Source organism: Acinetobacter pecorum, from assembly GCF_014837015.1.
GTDB lineage: Bacteria > Pseudomonadota > Gammaproteobacteria > Pseudomonadales > Moraxellaceae > Acinetobacter > Acinetobacter pecorum.
Genome location: NZ_JACSPT010000015.1, coordinates 19,074 through 37,635 on the forward strand (window position 1 = coordinate 19,074; position 18,562 = coordinate 37,635).

The 18,562-nt window shown below is 45.1% G+C and carries 13 protein-coding genes and 1 tRNA gene; 7 read left to right on the top strand and 7 right to left on the bottom strand.

Annotated elements, in window-relative coordinates:
* From H9629_RS11360 to putP, 3 genes are all read left to right on the top strand, one after another.
* Positions 1–474, top strand: coding sequence for an NfeD family protein (locus tag H9629_RS11360; RefSeq protein ID WP_064095698.1), 474 nt, complete (start codon positions 1–3; stop codon positions 472–474).
* A gap of 12 nt (positions 475–486) precedes the next feature.
* Complete coding sequence (locus tag H9629_RS11365) at positions 487–1,341, top strand: SPFH domain-containing protein (RefSeq protein ID WP_004279377.1); 855 nt, start codon at positions 487–489, stop codon at positions 1,339–1,341.
* Between the two features lie 213 nt (positions 1,342–1,554).
* Entirely contained in the window at positions 1,555–3,045 is a 1,491-nt protein-coding gene (putP, locus tag H9629_RS11370; protein ID WP_064101583.1) for a sodium/proline symporter PutP, read from the top strand.
* Positions 3,046–3,122: 77 nt separating this feature from the next.
* Here putP and H9629_RS11375 read toward each other — a convergent pair whose 3' ends face one another.
* On the bottom strand, positions 3,123–4,031 hold the full coding sequence (locus tag H9629_RS11375) for a polyprenyl synthetase family protein (RefSeq protein ID WP_064095700.1): 909 nt from the start codon (positions 4,029–4,031) through the stop codon (positions 3,123–3,125).
* A gap of 224 nt (positions 4,032–4,255) precedes the next feature.
* Positions 4,256–5,446 (bottom strand): 2-methylaconitate cis-trans isomerase PrpF, encoded by a 1,191-nt coding sequence (prpF, locus tag H9629_RS11380; RefSeq protein WP_191731104.1) that lies wholly within the window; start codon positions 5,444–5,446, stop codon positions 4,256–4,258.
* A 332-nt stretch (positions 5,447–5,778) separates the two neighbouring features.
* Here prpF and H9629_RS11385 point away from each other — a divergent pair, with 332 nt between their 5' ends.
* Both H9629_RS11385 and H9629_RS11390 read left to right on the top strand, forming a co-directional pair.
* Positions 5,779–7,131 (top strand): amino acid permease, encoded by a 1,353-nt coding sequence (locus H9629_RS11385; RefSeq protein WP_064095702.1) that lies wholly within the window; start codon positions 5,779–5,781, stop codon positions 7,129–7,131.
* A gap of 91 nt (positions 7,132–7,222) precedes the next feature.
* Positions 7,223–7,298, top strand: a tRNA-Arg gene (locus H9629_RS11390).
* A gap of 206 nt (positions 7,299–7,504) precedes the next feature.
* Here the strand turns inward: H9629_RS11390 and H9629_RS11395 are convergent.
* The 4 genes from H9629_RS11395 to H9629_RS11410 all read right to left on the bottom strand — a co-directional run bounded on the left by H9629_RS11395 (position 7,505) and on the right by H9629_RS11410 (position 13,993).
* Entirely contained in the window at positions 7,505–8,632 is a 1,128-nt protein-coding gene (locus tag H9629_RS11395) for an ABC transporter permease (RefSeq protein ID WP_064095703.1), read from the bottom strand.
* A 1-nt stretch (position 8,633) separates the two neighbouring features.
* Positions 8,634–11,390: a ribosome-associated ATPase/putative transporter RbbA gene (rbbA, locus tag H9629_RS11400; RefSeq protein WP_225215796.1), complete on the bottom strand. Its 2,757-nt coding sequence runs from the start codon at positions 11,388–11,390 to the stop codon at positions 8,634–8,636.
* Entirely contained in the window at positions 11,387–12,448 is a 1,062-nt protein-coding gene (locus H9629_RS11405) for an HlyD family secretion protein (protein ID WP_064101585.1), read from the bottom strand. The genes rbbA and H9629_RS11405 overlap by 4 nt, the downstream gene beginning before the upstream one ends.
* A 123-nt stretch (positions 12,449–12,571) precedes the next feature.
* Positions 12,572–13,993, bottom strand: coding sequence for an efflux transporter outer membrane subunit (locus H9629_RS11410; RefSeq protein WP_404793932.1), 1,422 nt, complete (start codon positions 13,991–13,993; stop codon positions 12,572–12,574).
* Between the two features lie 1,000 nt (positions 13,994–14,993).
* On the opposite strand from H9629_RS11410, the gene H9629_RS11415 reads away from it, so the two are divergent.
* Together H9629_RS11415 and H9629_RS11420 are read left to right on the top strand one after the other, a co-directional pair.
* Positions 14,994–16,283, top strand: a complete 1,290-nt coding sequence (locus tag H9629_RS11415) for an OmpP1/FadL family transporter (RefSeq protein WP_064095706.1) — start codon at positions 14,994–14,996, stop codon at positions 16,281–16,283.
* 314 nt (positions 16,284–16,597) lie between these two features.
* Positions 16,598–17,794 carry an OmpP1/FadL family transporter gene (locus H9629_RS11420; protein WP_191731105.1) on the top strand — a complete coding sequence of 399 codons (1,197 nt, stop codon included), beginning with the start codon at positions 16,598–16,600 and terminating at the stop codon, positions 17,792–17,794.
* A gap of 60 nt (positions 17,795–17,854) precedes the next feature.
* On the opposite strand, the gene thrH is transcribed toward H9629_RS11420, so the two are convergent.
* Positions 17,855–18,472, bottom strand: a complete 618-nt coding sequence (thrH, locus tag H9629_RS11425; RefSeq protein ID WP_191731106.1) for a bifunctional phosphoserine phosphatase/homoserine phosphotransferase ThrH — start codon at positions 18,470–18,472, stop codon at positions 17,855–17,857.
* Positions 18,473–18,562 lie beyond the last annotated feature (90 nt).

The window sequence follows — 18,562 nt, forward strand, 5'->3', positions numbered from 1 at the left end:
ATGGAATTAGTTCTTGAACCTTGGCACTGGTTTGTATTAGGCATCCTTCTGATCCTGTCAGAATTACTGCTGCCCGCATTTGCTGCCCTTTGGTTCGGGATTGGTGCCGTCATGGTTGGTGTCCTGTACTGGATGTTCCCGATGATGGGACTGACCACCCAGATCTTGACCTGGATCATACTTTCTGTACTGTGTACGCTGCTCTGGTTCAAGTTTATCAAACCGCTTTCCACTGACAAGACTAAAGCGGGTCTGTCGCGTGAGGCAACGATTGGCCAGATTGGTATGGTGATTCAGATCAATCTGGATCATGGGCAAATCCGGGTACGCTTTCCAATGCCAGTTTTAGGCTCTGATGAATGGGAATGCCGAACTCTGGACCCAGTTCAGGTCGGTGACCGTGTTCGCGTCGTGGATATTCTTGGAAACGACCTGGTCGTACAACCTCACAGCACACATTATCAAAATCAATAAGGTGAATAAGCTATGTCTGGTGGTTCTATCATTGTTATCGCGTTTCTGGCCTTTGTGGCAATTACCATTTTTAAAGGGGTGCGGATTGTGCCGCAAGGCTACAAATGGATCGTACAGCGTCTGGGGAAATACCATACCACGCTAAATCCTGGCCTGAATTTTGTCATTCCCTATGTAGATGAAGTTGCCTATAAAGTCACAACCAAAGATATCGTTCTGGATATTCCTTCACAGGAAGTGATTACCCGTGATAACGCTGTCCTGCTGATGAATGCTGTGGCCTATATCAACCTGACCACACCGGAAAAAGCCGTGTACGGGATTGAAAACTACTCTTGGGCGATTCAGAACCTGGTACAGACTTCACTGCGTTCGATTGTCGGGGAAATGGATCTGGATGATGCCTTGTCTTCACGTGACCATATCAAGGCACGCTTAAAATCCAGTATTTCCGATGATATCTCGGACTGGGGTATTACCCTAAAGACTGTGGAAATTCAGGATATTAAACCTTCTATCACCATGCAGACTGCGATGGAAGAACAGGCAGCTGCGGAACGTCAGCGTCGTGCGACAGTCACCAAAGCTGACGGTGAAAAACAGGCCGCGATTCTGGAAGCGGACGGCCGTCTGGAAGCCTCTCGTCGTGATGCTGAAGCGCAAGTGGTACTGGCTGAATCTTCACAACGTGCAATTGACATGGTGACTTCCGCCATTGGTGATAATGAAATTCCGGTCGCCTATTTACTCGGTGAACAGTATATTAAAGCCATGCAAGATATGGCCAAATCGCCAAATGCCAAGACTGTGGTACTGCCTGCTGATGTGCTGAATACCATTCGTGGTGTGATGGGACGTCCTAACTAGATTTAATAAATACTTCATAATAGGCAGCCAATTGGTTGCCTATTTCTCTTGAAAATAAGAAAATCTCAGCAAAGATTGTGAATTTATGGTTAAATTTCGCGTTTATTTTTGAAATCTCCTGGATTCGATGTTGCCTGACTTTCGGATTAAAGTTTCTCGCATCTGTCACAATCCTTATTTCGATCTACTGTCCAACTTAAAAATGGATACCGTATGAGCTCCCTAAATCCAACCTTAATTACCTTTCTTTTTTATATTGTCGCCATGGTGGTGATTGGCCTGATCGCTTATCGTGCGACAAGCAACTTTTCCGATTACATCTTAGGGGGCCGACGTTTAGGGAGTTTCGTAACTGCACTTTCTGCAGGGGCTTCCGACATGAGTGGCTGGCTACTGATGGGTCTGCCCGGTGCAATTTATCTTTCCGGCCTGTCTGAAATGTGGATTGCCATCGGTCTGATTATTGGTGCCTGGCTCAACTGGCTGCTGGTCGCTGGCCGTTTACGCGTACATACCGAAGTCCAGCACAATGCCCTGACCCTGCCGGATTATTTCTCGAATCGCTTCAATGACCAGAAAAAAATCCTGCGTGTGGTTTCTGCATTCGTCATTCTGATTTTCTTTGCGATTTACTGTGCTTCCGGCATGGTTGCAGGCGCACGTCTGTTCGAAAGCATGTTTGGCATGTCTTACAGTACCGCGCTCTGGATCAGTGCCATTGCCACCATCAGCTATGTGTTTATTGGTGGCTTCCTGGCGGTGAGCTGGACCGATACCATTCAGGCAGGTCTGATGATTTTTGCCCTGTTGCTGACGCCAATCGTGACGTTGATGGCATTTTCAGACATGTCCCAGGTGACTTTGGCACTGGAAGCTGCCCGTCCTCAAGCAATGAATATTCTGGGTGATCTGAGCGTTGTTGCGGTTATTTCCCTGCTCGCCTGGGGTCTGGGTTACTTTGGCCAGCCGCATATTCTGGTACGCTTCATGGCAGCAGATTCGGTCAAGTCAATTCCAAATGCACGCCGTATCGGCATGACCTGGATGATTCTATGTCTGGGTGGTGCGGTGGCAGCCGGCTTCTTCGGGATCGCCTATTTCCAGCAGCATCCAGAACTGGCAACTGCAGTGAATGCCAATCCTGAAACAGTATTTATGGAACTGACCAAAATCCTGTTTAACCCATGGATTGCAGGTGTGGTGCTTGCTGCCATTCTTGCCGCAGTAATGAGTACTTTAAGCTGTCAGCTCTTGGTCTGCTCAAGCACCCTGACTGAAGATTTCTATAAGTCTTTCCTGCGTAAAAATGCCTCGCAAAAAGAACTGGTCTGGGTTGGCCGTTTGATGGTACTGCTGATTGCCTTGCTGGCGATCTGGATGGCGGGTAATCCTGAATCCAAAGTACTGGGGCTGGTGGCGTATGCCTGGGCAGGTTTTGGTGCCGCCTTTGGTCCGCTGATTATCCTGTCACTGTTCTGGAAACGCATGACCTTGAATGGTGCTTTGGCAGGGATGATCATAGGTGCAGTCGTGGTTATTTTCTGGAAGAACCTGTTTGCTGACACTGGACTGTATGAAATCGTTCCTGGCTTTATCTGTTCAATGCTGGCGATTGTGGTGGTGAGCCTGATGGGTAAAGCGCCAACAGCAGAAGTGACTGACCGTTTTGAAGAAGCGGAACGCCTTTACAACGAAAGCAAATAATTCTGTAGCAACTAAAAAAGAGGACTTGAAGTCCTCTTTTTTATGGAATGCTCTTATACCTCAGAAGAATGTTCCAATCAGCTTTTGCGCGTGAGCAGGAACCGGGTAATTTGCATCAACTCTTCCGCCTGATCTTCAAAATGGTTCAAGGCATTGATTGCCTGATCGTGTAATTGCTGGGCATAGGCTTTGGCCTGCTCCAGACCCATCAATGCCGGATAGGTTGATTTTTCAACCTGTTCATCTTTACCTGCAGTTTTCCCCAAGACTTCGGTATCGGAAATAATATCCAGAATATCATCCTGTACCTGGAAGGCCAGACCAATCGCCTGTCCAAACTCACGTAATTTAGGAATGGCCAGATCGGTACCTTCAAAGATTGTCACCGCCGCCATCATGATCGCGGCACTAATCAAAGCACCAGTTTTATTGCGATGGATGGTTTCCAGTGCCTGCTGATCGATTTTTTTGCCTTCAGACTGTAAATCTAAAACCTGACCATTCACCATTTTCGAAGAAGCGGTTGCCAGAATCTGCATCTGTTTCAGTACAATGGAAGCTTCTACCGCTGGCCCCTGATCAAACAGACGGCTACCCAAGATTTCGAAAGCCATAGACTGCAGGATATCACCTGCCAAAAGTGCTGTATCTTCTCCATAAGCCACATGACAGGTTGGCTGGCCACGGCGCAACAAATCATTGTCCATACACGGCAGATCATCATGGGCCAGTGAATAGCAGTGAATAAACTCGATCGCAACCGCTGCACGACGCACTGCAGCACTATTCTGGTTGGGTTTTAATGCAGCGGTGGCATAGCATAGCGCTGGACGTACCCGCTTGCCACCCAGCATCACAGCATGATGGACTGCCGACCTTAACGGTTCCGGAATGGCAAAGGCTTCCAGAGCGGTCAATAAATCCTGTTGAATGCGGTGTTGTGCTTGTGTGAGTGCATGGGTTGATACGTCAGTGATAGATGACACATTCGCCTCGAATACGTAGTCCAGAAGAATAAAATGACAAGCGAATAAATGCCTGTACGCTGATCAGGCATTGTACCTAGAAATGCCTTGAATTTTCAGCCATAAATCGAATTGTTCTGCTGAAATTTGCTATTCAACATCAAATAAGCAAGTCAGAGATTTTAAACCATAAAAAACCACCGCAGAACCGGTGGTTTTATTCAGGCTAAAAGTATGCACCGCTTTTAAACGAGAACATCTTCTGGTACGCGCACCCAGCCTTCCATCAATACACGGGCACTGCGGCTCATAATCGCTTTCTTCACTTTCCACTCACCATTTTCAAAACTTGCTTGAGCACCCACTCTCAAAGTCCCGGAAGGATGACCGAAATGCACCGCTTCACGCTCTACTCCGCCTGCGACCCGGTTTACCAATGTTCCGGGAATGGCAGCTGCCGTACCAATGGCCACAGCAGCTGTGCCCATCATGGCATGATGGAGTTTACCCATAGACAAGGCACGAACCAGAATATCGGTATCAGATTCGGTGACCGTCTTGCCACTGGACGAAGTATAAGTTTTAGATGGGGCAATAAATGCAATTTTTGGGGTGTGTTGTCGGGTAACTGCTTCTGCAATATCCTGAATCAGCCCCATTTTCTTCGCAGCATAGGCACGAATCGTTTCAAATTTTGTCAAGGCTGCTACATCATTATTAATATGATCCTGAAGCTCGGTGCCCTTATAGCCGAGATCTCCAGCATTCAAAAATACGGTTGGAATGCCGGCATTAATCATCGTTACTTCGAAACTGCCAATATTGGGAACTTCCAATGTATCGACCAGATTGCCTGTCGGAAACATGGAACCGCCTTCTGCATCATCATCGGCAGGGTCCAGAAACTCGATCTGCACTTCAGCTGCAGGAAAGGTGACGCCATCCAGTTCGAAATCACCCAATTCCTGTACCTGTCCACTCTGTATCGGTACATGTGCAATAATGGTTTTCTGAATATTGGCCTGCCAGATGCGTACCTGACACAACCCGTTTTCAGGAATACGTTCAGCCTCGACCAGCCCGTTGGAAATAGCGAATGCCCCGACTGCCGCAGTCAGATTGCCGCAGTTACCGCTCCAGTCGATATAAGGGCGCTCAATTGATACCTGACCAAATAAATAATCGACATCATGATCGGCTTGCTGGCTTTTCGACAGGATGACCGTTTTACTGGTACTGGAACTGGCGCCCCCCATGCCATCGATCTGCTTCCCATAAGGGTCGGGGCTACCAATCACACGTAGCAAAAGCTGATCACGAATCCGGCCAGCCTGTTGTGCCTGTGCAGGCAGATCATCCAGCTTAAAGAAAACACCTTTGCTGGTTCCTCCACGCATATAGGTTGCAGGAATCTTGATTTGGACTGCAGAACTCATGACTTATTTCATCCTTTGAATTGTCTTTGTTGTGGTAGTGCTTATGGAATATTTGTACCAAGAGTATAATCAGTTTCAGGCCAAGTGAGTGCAGTGTTCCGACCTAAGTATAAAAAACCGGCATTTGTATGCAGGCAAAAAAACAGAAAACTCATCAGTTATAATTAAAATAAAATTAATATATTGATTCATATATGGTTTCTTTAATTCGTTTTTTATAATTTTTTATTATAAACACCATAATAATATTTCATTCAAATGCTTGTACTAGGTTTCTTAACTTTCATCCTTTACAATCTTCATACTTATTTTCCATTGTCGGGCTGAACACTTTGAATAACGAGTCTTCACAACTTCAGCGTGGCTTAAAGAACCGTCATATTCAATTGATCGCCATGGGCGGCGCAATTGGCACAGGCTTATTCTTAGGTTCCGCACAGGTGATCCAATCTGCGGGTCCTTCCATTATTTTGGGCTATGCCATTGGTGGCTTGATTGCATTTTTAATCATGCGTCAATTGGGTGAGATGATTGTTCATGAACCTGTCGCAGGTTCATTCAGCCATTTTGCTTATAAATACTGGGGCAAATTCCCCGGTTTCCTTGCGGGCTGGAACTACTGGATTTTGTATATCCTGGTGGCCATGACCGAACTCACCGCTGTTGCGAAATATATCAACTACTGGTGGCCTCATATTCCAGCCTGGGCATCGGTACTGTTTTTCTTTATCGTGATTACACTGGTCAACCTCGGCAATGTGAAATTCTACGGTGAATCGGAATTCTGGCTATCTATCATTAAAGTAACTGCGGTTATTTCGATGATTGTCTTTGGCTTGTATCTGATCCTGACAGCTGATGCTTCTTCAGGTGCCTCTTTTAGCAACCTCTGGACCGCGGGTGGTTTCTTCCCGAATGGTTTTGAAGGTCTGTTCTATATGCTGGCCTTCCTGATGTTTGCTTTTGGTGGTATTGAACTGATCGGTATGGCTGCAGCAGAAGCTGAAAATCCGGAAAAAACCATTCCGAAAGCCATTAATCAGGTCGTGTTCCGTATTCTGATTTTCTATGTCGGTGCACTGACCATTCTGTTGTCTTTGGTGCCTTGGAACCAGCTGGAGCTCGGTGGTCTGGACAAAAGCCCGTTCGTGATGATTTTCAGCCAGCTGGGTATCGACTGGGCGGCACATCTGCTTAACTTTATTATCCTGACTGCAGCGCTGTCTGTGTATAACAGTGGTATGTATGCCAACAGCCGTATGTTGTATGGTCTGGCTCAGCAAGGAAACGCACCTAAAGTATTCATGAAAGTGAATAAACAAGGTACGCCGATTCCTGCCGTATTATTCTCTGCTGTACTGATTTTTGGCTGTGTACTGCTTAATTACTTCGTACCTGAAGATGCCTTAAGCCACCTGATTTATATTGTAGTCGGTGCACTTGTACTCAACTGGGCCATGATCAGTCTGACCCATCTCAAGTTTATCCAGACTATGAAGAAACAGGGCATCGTAACCAAATTCCCGGCGCTCTGGTCCCCTGCAAGCAATATACTGGTATTGGCCTTTATCGCCACCATCCTGTACATCATGTGGACACAAGGTTTTCAAGAATCTGTCTATATGATTCCTGTCTGGATCGTGGTGATGTATATCGTATTCAAACTGCTGCATTCAAAAAAATAACGGAAAAATCTTCTTATTCCTGATTTTTAAAGTTATTGCTTCGGCAATAACTTTTTTTTTTGTGTTTTTTGCAGTACATTAGCCTTCTTTTGCGCCCTTAGCTTAACTGGATAGAGCAGTTGCCTCCTAAGCGACCGACGTGGGTTCGAGTCCCGCAGGGCGTACCATTTATTTTCATTTTTTTAGATTGGCCCGTTTTTTTATAGAATGGCCTTCCCCCGACACTGCTCTATCAAATACGCTCAGAGCCAATGCTATTGCTTTAGAGTATAATTTAGCAAGACAAGTCCACTGGTCTGCCCTCCCTATACAATATCCGCTTGCCCACCCCCCTACAGATACTTTTTCAACATATGACATATTCGATGTATGGCTAAGCCATGGTATGAATAGTGTCCTTAAAGCGTTTCCATGCTACATAGAAAAATACCGTGCCAATGCCAATGAGCCAGAGAAATGCAGGCCAGACCACACTTAGCCCGGCATTTCTATACAAAATGGCCTGAGCAAGTTCGACAAAGTGTGTGGTCGGAGCAATCAGCATCACATTTTGCAGTACTTCAGGCATACTTTCACGTGGCGTCATTCCACCAGACAGCATTTGCATCGGGATCAGAGTCAACATCATCAAAAGGCCAAATTGCGGCATTGACTTGGACATGGTCGCCAAATAAATACCCATCGAAGTAGTCGCGAATAAGGTTAATAATGCTCCGAAAAAGAACAGCCACAGATTCCCCTCTATCGGTACCTTCAAGATGATCTGTACCACCAGTTTCAAACCTAAAAATGCTGCAAGCAAAACCACCAGGCTCATCGACCAGACTTTGGACATCATAATTTCAAATACGGTGACCGGCATGACCATCAGATGTTCTATCGTACCGTGTTCACGTTCACGGATTAAAGCCGCACCAGTTAGAATAATGGACAGCATTGCCACGTTATTGATGATTTGCATCACGCTCCCAAACCATTTCTGGTCAAGTACAGGGTTAAAACGTGCCCGCATTTCCAGTTCTACTGGCAGGGTGCTTATTTCACGGTGACGCAGAACGTATTCATTGACTTCGGACAGTATAATCTGCTGAATATAACCCGCCCCGACCATGGCCTGAGTCATCCGCGTGGCATCAACATTGACCTGAATCGTTGCCTCTCTCCCTGCCAGTATATCTTCCTGAAAATTGACCGGAATATTCAGGGCGAAAGTAAATTCTCCGGCATCCATTCCGGCATCCATATGATTCAGTTCAGTCGTCTGGGGTAGAAAGTAGGGAGGATAAAAAGCCGAGCTTATCCGCTCCGACAAGGTTGAATGATCTTCATCCACAATTGCGATGGGTGCCATATTCAGACTGTCAGGCATAGCGGTTGCAGCCGTATAGACGGCGACGGTAAAAGTATAGACAATCAGAATCAGCATGACCGGATCACGCCATAGACTCCACAGTTCCTTGCAACCGAGCAGATAGATATTCTTTATTTTCTGGCTGACCATGCTAGGACTCCTGTTTTTTTAGGGCAAGAATTGCTGCACCCATAATCACAGGCACCGACAGCAGAATCACCCAAAAATCCTGATGCAGTGCATTAAAGCTCAATGCCTTGTTAAACACCCCCCGGCTGATATTCACCATATGCGTGGTCGGATAGATTTCACCAAACCAGCGACCAAAACCTTCCAGAGAGGAAACCGGGTTGATAATACCGGCGAACTGCACCGCAGGAATAAGCGTACCGATCAACACCAGAAACATCGAGGCAATCTGGCTTTTGGTCAATGAAGAAGCCAGCAGTCCCATACCAGTAGAAAAAATAATAAACAGGAAGGATGCCATGGTCAGCGTCAGGAAGCTGCCCTTGATGGGTACATCAAAGATCGCCACAATGATCAGGCACATCAGAAAATAGTTCAGCATGGCCAGCACCACATAAGGGATTTGCTTGCCAATCAGAAATTCACTGCGGGTCACCGGAGTCACATACAGGTTGACAATCGAACCGAGTTCTTTTTCCCGTACTACCGAAAGTGCTGTCAGCATGGCGGGAATCAATAAAATTAACAGCGGAAATACAGCCGGCGCGATTGCAGGCAGACTCTTGATGTCGGGATTGTAGCGGAATCGGGTTTCTATATTTACGGTATTGGATATTCGATATCCACTTCGCTCTAAAGCTTGCTGCATCAACCAGTGAGTATGAATGCCCTGTACATAGTTTTTAACTGTTTCCGCACGCTGTGGCATGGCACCATCAATCCAGGCGCCAATTTTAACCTCCTCTCCCCGGTTAACATCCCGGGCAAAATCAGGTGGAATCTCGATGGCCAAAGCGATATCGCCACTGCGCATGCGTTGATCCAGATCCTCATAGTTTTGCAGCGGCGGCTTTTCAACAAAATAACGTGAACCCGCAATGCTCATGCTGTAATTCTGGCTAAGACCACTCTGGTCACGATCCAGTACTGCAAAGGTCAGATTATCTACGTCCATGGTGATTCCATACCCCATCACAAACAGCAGGATAATCGACCCGACCAGTGCCATGGTGGCACGTATCGGATCACGTGCCAGCTCTAGCGATTCACGCCAAGCATAGCTGAGCATACGTTGCAGGCTAAATCGGCTGGATATCCTGGTTTCTTCTTTCACTGTCTGGTCATTGGAAATACTGCCTTCTAGCTCCTGTTCAGGTGGCGTCTGGCTGGCTGCTCCAGCATCCATTAGGTAGCCAATAAATGCTTCCTCCAGAGTGGCAGCCTGCCTATTTTTGATCAACTGTGCGGGTGCAGCACTGTCCAGAACCCGGCCGGCATGCATCAGGGAAATCCGGTCACAGCGCTGTGCTTCATTCATGAAATGCGTTGAAATAAAGATGGTAACCCCGTCCTTGCGAGACAAGGAGATTAAAAAACGCCAGAAATTGTCACGAGCAATCGGGTCTACCCCCGAAGTCGGTTCATCAAGAATCAGGATTTCCGGGTTATGTACCAGTGCCACAGCAAGAGACAGACGCTGACGGATACCCAGCGGCAAGTCATCAGGCAGCTTGTTTTTCACTTCGGCCAAGTCAAAACGCTGCAGCATCTGCTGTACACGCGTGTCAATCTGTTCAGCCGGCACATGAAACAATTTTGCGTGAAGTACCAGGTTCTGGGTAATGGTCAGTTCACTATAGAGAGAGAAAGACTGTGACATATAGCCAACACGGCGGCGGGTCTCAATATTACTGCCTTCCACTGGCTGGCCAAATAACCAGGCCTGCCCTTCTGAAGCTTCGAGCAATCCGGTCAGTACTTTCATGGTGGTGGTTTTACCACAGCCATTCGATCCCAGAAAACCAAAAATTTCACCCTGCCGAATCTGGAAATTGACATGATCTACTGCGGTAAAATCACCAAACCTGACTGTCAGATCCTTCGCTTCCAGCGCATAGCCATCCGAATCGTAATCTGGTAAAGGTGGAATCACTACAGGGGTATAGCCCTGTTTCTTTTCTTCCGGTAATAGCTTGATATAAGCATCTTCCAGACTGTTACTCTCCGTCTGCGTCAACAGTTCTTGCGGAGTTCCGGTTTTCAGGATTTTGCCTTCATCCATCATCGCCAGCCAGTCGAAACCTTGGGCTTCATCCATGTAGGCAGTAGCGACAATCACACTCATCTGGGGACGAACCTGGCGGATACGGTTAATCAGCTCCCAGAACTGTGCCCGTGCCAAGGGATCGACTCCCGTGGTGGGCTCATCCAGAATCAGAAAATCCGGATCATGAATCAGGGAGCAGCACAATCCGAGTTTCTGTTTCATGCCTCCGGACAATTTTCCTGCCGGCCGATCGAGAAATTCAAATAGTCCTGTACTTTTAGTCAGATCATCAATGCGTTTACGACTTTCTGTACGACTATGCCCAAACAATCGGGCAACAAACTGCAGGTTTTCCTCAACAGATAGGTTTTTGGACAGGTTGCTGCCCAGACCTTGAGGCATGTAGGCAATATGCGGACAAACTTTTCTGCGATGTTTCGGGTCAGCAATATCTCCACCAAGCACGATCAGGCGGCCCGCCTGAACGACCTTGGCACCGGCCAGTAAAGCCAGCAAACTGGATTTCCCCACGCCATCCGGTCCGATCAGTCCAATCATGCAGCCCGCAGGAAGCGACAGGGAAATGTCCTGTAAAGCCTGGGTCTTGCCATATTTCAGGCTGACCTGCTGGATTTCGGCAACTGCCGCTCCGGCAACAAATTGCGGCATCATGATTTAACCTGATTTCTTAAGAACGCCGGCCAGGGCAGATTGGAATCAAGTTTGATATAGGCCACGCCCGGAAGACCGGTTTTGACTTGCTGGATATGTTTTCTCAGCAATTCAGGATCAATTTTCGCCTTGACACGGAACATTAATTTCTGGCGTTCACTTTCAGTCTCTACGGTTTTTGGAGTGAACTGGGCCGTGTCGGCAACAAAAGACACCCGAGCAGGAATTACCAGATTTTTGGCCACATCCAGCACAATCCGGACTTCAGTACCGATTGCGATACGGCCAGCCACGGTTTCCGGCAGGAAAAACGTCATATAGACATCGGACAGATCAATCAGGTTCATGACCCGCCCCCCCGCAGCAATCATTTCGCCTGGTTGTGCGACCAGGAACTGCACCCGTGCCTTCAAGGGTGCCTTAAGCTGGGCATCCTCAATATCGAAATTGATCCGGTCAATGGTTGCTTTGATAGCATCGACCTGAGATTGTGCGCTCGAAACCTGGCTGCGTGCGGCCACGATAGCTCCTTCAGCGCTGTCCACTTGCGCCTGGGCTGCGCTGAGTACTGCTGCTACACGCTTGGCATCTGCCCTCTCATCATCCAGCTGCTGCCTGGAAGATGCGCCTTCCTTGGCTAGAATTTCCGTCCGTGCCAGACGGTTTTTTGCTGCAATAAGTTCTGTTTCACGTTGCAGCACCATCGCTTCGGCGGCTGATTTTTCACTTTTACGCATTGCCAGTTGCGCTTCAGCGGTCGCAATACCATCTTCAGCCTGACGCTGTTGGGCTTGAATTTCGCGCAGTTGAGCTTCAAGGGTAGAAACTTTTATTCGCGCCAGAATCTGCCCCGGCTCGACAAAATCTCCTTCCCGCACCAGAATTTCTTCTAACTGGCCAGCGAACTTACTGGAAATATTGACTTCAGTCGCCTCAATCCGTCCATTCCCACTGACCAACCCATCGGTATCAGGCTGATTCATGTTTTTCCAGATCAGGTAGCCCACCAAGATGGCGACAACGACTGCTCCCACAATGGATATTTTTTTTATATTCATAGATCTGCTTACTCAACACATTCAATCGGGCTGTTACTCACCCTTTTTATAATTTTTAGTAAAATCAAAACATTAATTCTTTTATTTTGTTCAATTTATAATAAGTGTATTCAACAAATAAATTTAGCCTGGCTGTACCAGTCTGCTATCACCGCCCAGTGCAAAATACAGGGAAATATAAGACTGCATTAAGGCACTTTGGGTTTCAATCCACTGCTGTTCTGCCGTCAGCAAACTTCGCTGTGCATCTAGCACATCGAGATAACCCACGGCACCATTATCATAGCGTAACTGTGCCAGTCGTGCTGTTTCCCGAAAAGCAGCCAGTCCCTGATCCTGTATTTGCAGTTGCTGGCTTAAATAGCGCTGATCAACCAAAGCATCAGCCACTTCCCGGAAGGCATTCTGTACAGTTTTTTCATAGTCAGCCACAGCAATATCCTGTCTCACCTCCGCCAAGATGACATTATTTTTTAACTGACCTGCGGTAAATATGGGCAAAGTGATACTGGGAGCAATCGACCATACTGAACTACCGGATTTGAACAGACCCTCCAGTTCTGTACTGGCTGTTCCAAAACTCCCCGTGAGCGCAATACGCGGAAAAAATGCAGCACGGGCAGCCTGGATATTGGCATGCTGGGAATACAGTAAAGCTTCAGCAGCCCGAATATCTGGCCGGTTCAGCAGTAACTCCGACGGAAGTCCGGTCTGTAATACGACTGGCTTAAAATTCAGCTGATCCAGGCCTAATCTTGGGACTTCTACAGGCTGACCTATCAACTGGATCAAATAATTGGCTGTCATGTCCTGAACATTTTGCAGCTGGGTTAGCAACGCCCGGCCATTACTGAGCAAGGTTTGTGCCTGCATATATTCTACTTTTGAACCTGCCCCAACCTCGTAACGCCGTTTAAAGATACGTACAGATTTTTCATAATTTTGCACAGAACCTTCGGCATAATAAATCCGTTTTTCTAGTTCAGCCAGGGTCAGATAGGTCTGAATCGACTGCTGAATAATGCTGTTTCGTACCGCCAGCTGATTATATTCAGAAGCGAAAAACTGCTGTAATGCTGCTTCATTCAGGCTGCGTATACGTCCCCACAAATCCAGTTCCCAGTGGCTTATTCCCACACCTACCGTATACTGTTCTGTGGTTACAGCACGGCCCACAGGAGATAAATCTGCTGGTACCCTGCTGCGTTCATAACTACTGCTTCCCAATATACTCGGCCACAATTCTGAACGCTGAATACCATAGGCAGCTTGGGCTTCACGGATCCGGAGTGCTGCAATTTTCAGATCATAGTTATAGGTCAGGGCAAGACGGGCAATTCTCACTAAAGTAGGATCACTGACATAATCAGACCACGGCAAAGCATGATATGTACCGCCCTGCTGAAATGGATAGTGTGCTGGCAAGACAGGCTCTGGTTTGATCAAAGGGGCTGTATTCTGACAGCCTGTCAGTAGAGCTAAAATGGGGAGTATCGCCAGACTGCTATCTAGATAAAATCTGCAAAAAATATTCAGTTTCAACAATTGACCCTCCTGTCAGCTGAGCCTTTTCTAAAAATATGCATGCATGACTGTCTGAGATAAATATCTGCTTAAGTCATCAGAAAAAGGTGGCGATATCGTTCACCTACCCGATCACATGGCTTTTGATTCTTTTGAATTCTAGTCAGTATCAGGACTTATCCGACATAATGCACTAAGTATTTATTTTATCTAATTTTTATATTCTTCTTTTAACCTATTAAAGGCTTAAAACCTGACCTCTGAATCAGGCCATTTCGTCTCCTTATTTCAAGGATTAAACATCTAACTTCTAACCATCATTATATGGGCAAGACTTTCTGCAATCTGCAACGTGTGTTTGCCTATTACAATCGTGTATTTCTACACAATACACGGTTCAGTCTAAGCTGCACATATCCCTCTCTGTATTCACCCATCTAATGTAGTAACAAATTGAAACTGGCTTTCATGGTAGAAGATTTAAGGTACCCCATTGCACTGCCACCCCTGAAAAAATCAATTAATTAGTCCAAGTATTCCTTTGATTCTAATAAATATATTATATAAGTTTCACCCTAATGAGCTACTTTATCTGTCTTAAACACTCTTCTTCATACATTTTGGAGGTGCGTATATGTAACGCTCATGTAACAGAATTTTGTCGTTCTCGTTCAAACTGGGCAGACTGAAAGGGTAGAAATATGCGAATTAATTAACAAATTAGTTGTGCAATCTTTCATTAAATTTAATTTTTTTAAAAATCAATTTATCTCCAATTAAAAATAATAATTTCAATCACTTAAAATTTAAACTCAAGCTGCTAATTAGTACTTTTACTCTATTTTGATGTTTTTTTGAACTGATTGTTCAAACTAGAGCATTTACTCTTATTTTATTTGTGGTATTTTTGGCACATGGAGTAACAAATGATTGCGGTTTAGTAACCAAACTCTCCAAAGAATTAAATTTAAGTGCAAACAACAACGCTAGATATAAATTTGTACCTCAAGGAAAGACGTAAATGAAATTAAAGACATTAACTACTGCAATGATTCTCGCGACTGTACCTATGACAGGTGCATTTGCTGCTGCAATGGATCGTTCGGGGCAATCTATCGCAGCGTTTTTACAGCCAGGTAATTACTTTGAAGCGGGTATTACTGTATTAGATCCTTCTGTATCTGGTACCACTTCTAACGCACCATCCCTAAACTCACCTACACTAGGTGTAGGTACCAATCAGGCAACAGGTGATATGGCGGGTGATTATCATTCTGTATCAGCTGCGTTGAAGCTCCAGTTAACAGACAACTTTTCTTTTGGTCTTATTTTTGATCAGCCATTTGGTGCTGAAGCAGACTATAAAGACCGCTCTGTTGCCTTTAATCCTACAGGTAATGATGGCACCCGGGCTGAAGTGACGACAGAAAATTTAAGTTTCGTGTTTGGTTTCCAGCCAACTGAAAACTGGAATATTTATGCAGGCCCAGTTTATCAAGAAGCTAAAGGTAATGTATCTTTACGTGGTACCGCTTATGGATTATTAACTGGATATGATGCCACCATGAAAAAAGATGGTGGTACAGGCTGGTTAGCAGGTCTGGCTTACCAAATTCCTGAAATTGCCTTGAAAGCATCTTTGACTTACCGTTCAGAAATCGAACACCAACTTGCTTCAAGAGAGAATGTTAATACAGTAGTACCAGGCTTCGGCATTCCTGGAGTATTACCTACTCAATTATTTGCTTATGCTCCTGGCAAAACTGATGTTACTACTCCTCAATCTGTTAACCTAGACCTACAATCAGGGATCATGGCTGACACGGTTGCCTTCTTAAATGTTCGATGGGTAAATTGGGATGGATTCGCAATTCGACCAACTCAATTCGGCCAAGCTTTAGATCAACTTGCTGCTGCGGGAAATGCTCTTCCTGCTTTACCAGCATTAGCTCCAACTAAAGCTCTCTTGACCTCGTTAGAGGGTGGGAATCTTGTTGAATATAATGAAGATCAATGGTCTGCTACAGCGGGCGTAGGCCGTAAATTCAATGCAAAATGGGCAGGTAATGTCTCTGTAGGCTGGGACTCTGGTGCAGGTAATCCTGTTACAACGCTTGGTCCAACAGAAGGTTACTGGAATGTGGGTGTAGGGGTTCAGTTCTCTCCTGCTCCAAACTATTTCATTGCAGGCGGAATGAAATATTTCTGGCTGGGCGATGCTGATGCTCTGACTGTAGCAAATCCAAATGTAGGTAGCTTTAAAGACAATGACGCAATTGCTTATGGCTTGAAAATGGGTTACCGCTTCTAAGTTTTCATAAAATAAAAAACCACTTCCGGGTGGTTTTTTATGTTTGAATCCTAATTTTATACATTTGCATAGCATTTGTTTATTTTACCGCCAATCAATATTTTACTCACTTTCATTTCTATAGAAATTTTTATCTTTTTTATTTTGTTATTTTTCATCTATTTAATCTTAAAATTCTAGTATAAATACTCTAAGCAATCCCTATATTTAACCGTTCCAGTTCATTTCTCATGCGAACCTGAGTATTTACTCTTTTTAAATTTATGTTACTTTTCCTGCACATTTTTGTTACAGATGGCATCAGGGACCGTACCATGAAGCTCACTAAAATTTCTTCAGCTATTTTACTTAGCACTTTCTCCCTCTCAGCAGTTCAAGCAGCTGGCCTAGACCGTTCTGGTCAGTCAATTCATGCTTTTTTACAGCCTGGTAATTATGCAGAAGCAGGCATTACTGTCATTGATCCAACTGTTCGAGGTCAAGCGATCGCACAATTGGGCGGTCAAAAAATTTCCGATATGGGCGATGATTACTATTTCCCTTCTGCTGCATTAAAAGTACAAGCAACAGATCATCTTTCTTTAGGTCTAATTTATGACCAACCTTTTGGTGCAGATGCAACTTACAATACAGAAACCACAAGTTTTTCTGAAACTCATCCATTGCTTAAAGTAACTGAAGGCACCAGTGTTGAAGTTAGAACTGAGAATTTAACTGCTTTATTTGGTTACCAGCCAAATCAAAACTGGAATTTCTACGCAGGCCCAGTATGGCAAACGGTAGAAGCGGATATTAAATTGCGTGGTACAACCTATAAAAATACAGGCTATAACATTAACGTTGATACCAAAGAAGCGTATGGCTGGTTAGCGGGTTTTGCCTATCAAATTCCAGAAATTGCGTTAAAAGCAGCGATTACCTATCGTTCTGAAATTTCACATGATGCGAAATCGACTGAAACATCTAACCTGCCAATATATGCATCATTTATGTCTGATACAGATCCACGTAAAGCAATATATGCAACTAAAGGCTTTAGACAAAGCACGGTTAATGCAACAACCCCTCAATCTGTAAATTTAGACTTACAAACAGGTATCGCAGCCAATACCGTTGCATTTGCCAATGTCCGTTGGGTTCACTGGGATCAATTTACAGTGAGTCCAGAAATGTTAGGCGAATTGGGTCAAGACTTGATCAGCTATAGCGATGACCAATGGTCTGCAAATGTCGGTGTTGGCCGTAAGTTTAATGAAAAATGGTCAGGTACGGCGATGGTGAACTATGACACTGGCGCAGGTAACCCGGTTACGACTCTTGGTCCTACTAAAGGTTACTGGGGTCTGGGTGTTGGCGCGCAATATAGCCCAACCGCACAAACCTTTATACAAGGTGGTGTACGCTATATGTGGTTAGGAGATGCACATGCGCAAACAGCTAACAATATTGTAGCCGAGTTTAAAGATAACACTGCTATGGCTTATGCAATGAAAATTGGTTACCGTTTCTAATTGAACGAATCCCATAAAAAAGGCATCTCTTAGATGCCTTTTTTATTAACAGTTGATTCATTAAGCTGGAATATCGCGTACTGAAGCATTACGAATCGCTTCTTTCAAGGCATCATAACCACGAATTGGCGGGAATTGCGGGAATTCGGCAATAACGTTTTCAGGTGCGGCAAATAAGAAACCATGATCTGCTTCCCCTAGCATCGTGGTATCGTTATAAGAATCTCCTGCTGCAATCACACGGAAGTTCAAGCCATGTAATGCTTTTACCGCTTGACGTTTTTGGTCCGGCTGACGAAGTTTATAAGCAGAGATCATTCCTGCTTCATCTGTTTCCAGTTTATGGCAGAAAATAGTTGGCCAATCCAGCTGTTTCATCAGTGGATGAGCAAATTCGTAGAAGGTATCTGAAAGAATAATCAATTGAAAGTGTGTGCTCACCCATTTCACAAATTCTTTTGCTCCTGGAAAAGGACCCATTTCTGCAATCACTTCCTGAATATCGTTCAAGCCTAAACCGTGCTGTTTTAAAATATTCAGACGTTGAGTCATCAGTACATCATAGTCAGGAATGTCACGAGTCGTCGCTTCAAGCTCTTTAATACCGGTTTTTTTTGCAAAGTTAATCCAGATTTCTGGAACCAACACGCCTTCTAAATCTAGACATACGACTTCCATGAACATCCCCTCTGAGTTGTATTGAAAAAATTTGCATTATGATAGCTGAAGAAACAGATTTTGCACCGTACTTTTTTAAATCTATTTTTT

Excerpts from the sequence above, each read along its gene's own strand:
- H9629_RS11360 (WP_064095698.1), top strand. The coding sequence starts at position 1 with ATGGAATTAGTTCTTGAACCTTGGCACTGGTTTGTATTAGGCATCCTT.
- H9629_RS11365 (WP_004279377.1), top strand. The coding sequence starts at position 487 with ATGTCTGGTGGTTCTATCATTGTTATCGCGTTTCTGGCCTTTGTGGCA.
- putP (WP_064101583.1), top strand. The coding sequence starts at position 1,555 with ATGAGCTCCCTAAATCCAACCTTAATTACCTTTCTTTTTTATATTGTC.
- prpF (WP_191731104.1), bottom strand. The coding sequence starts at position 5,446 with ATGAGTTCTGCAGTCCAAATCAAGATTCCTGCAACCTATATGCGTGGA.
- H9629_RS11395 (WP_064095703.1), bottom strand. The coding sequence starts at position 8,632 with ATGGTCAGCCAGAAAATAAAGAATATCTATCTGCTCGGTTGCAAGGAA.
- rbbA (WP_225215796.1), bottom strand. The coding sequence starts at position 11,390 with ATGATGCCGCAATTTGTTGCCGGAGCGGCAGTTGCCGAAATCCAGCAG.
- H9629_RS11405 (WP_064101585.1), bottom strand. The coding sequence starts at position 12,448 with ATGAATATAAAAAAAATATCCATTGTGGGAGCAGTCGTTGTCGCCATC.
- H9629_RS11415 (WP_064095706.1), top strand. The coding sequence starts at position 14,994 with ATGAAATTAAAGACATTAACTACTGCAATGATTCTCGCGACTGTACCT.
- H9629_RS11420 (WP_191731105.1), top strand. The coding sequence starts at position 16,598 with ATGAAGCTCACTAAAATTTCTTCAGCTATTTTACTTAGCACTTTCTCC.
- thrH (WP_191731106.1), bottom strand. The coding sequence starts at position 18,472 with ATGGAAGTCGTATGTCTAGATTTAGAAGGCGTGTTGGTTCCAGAAATC.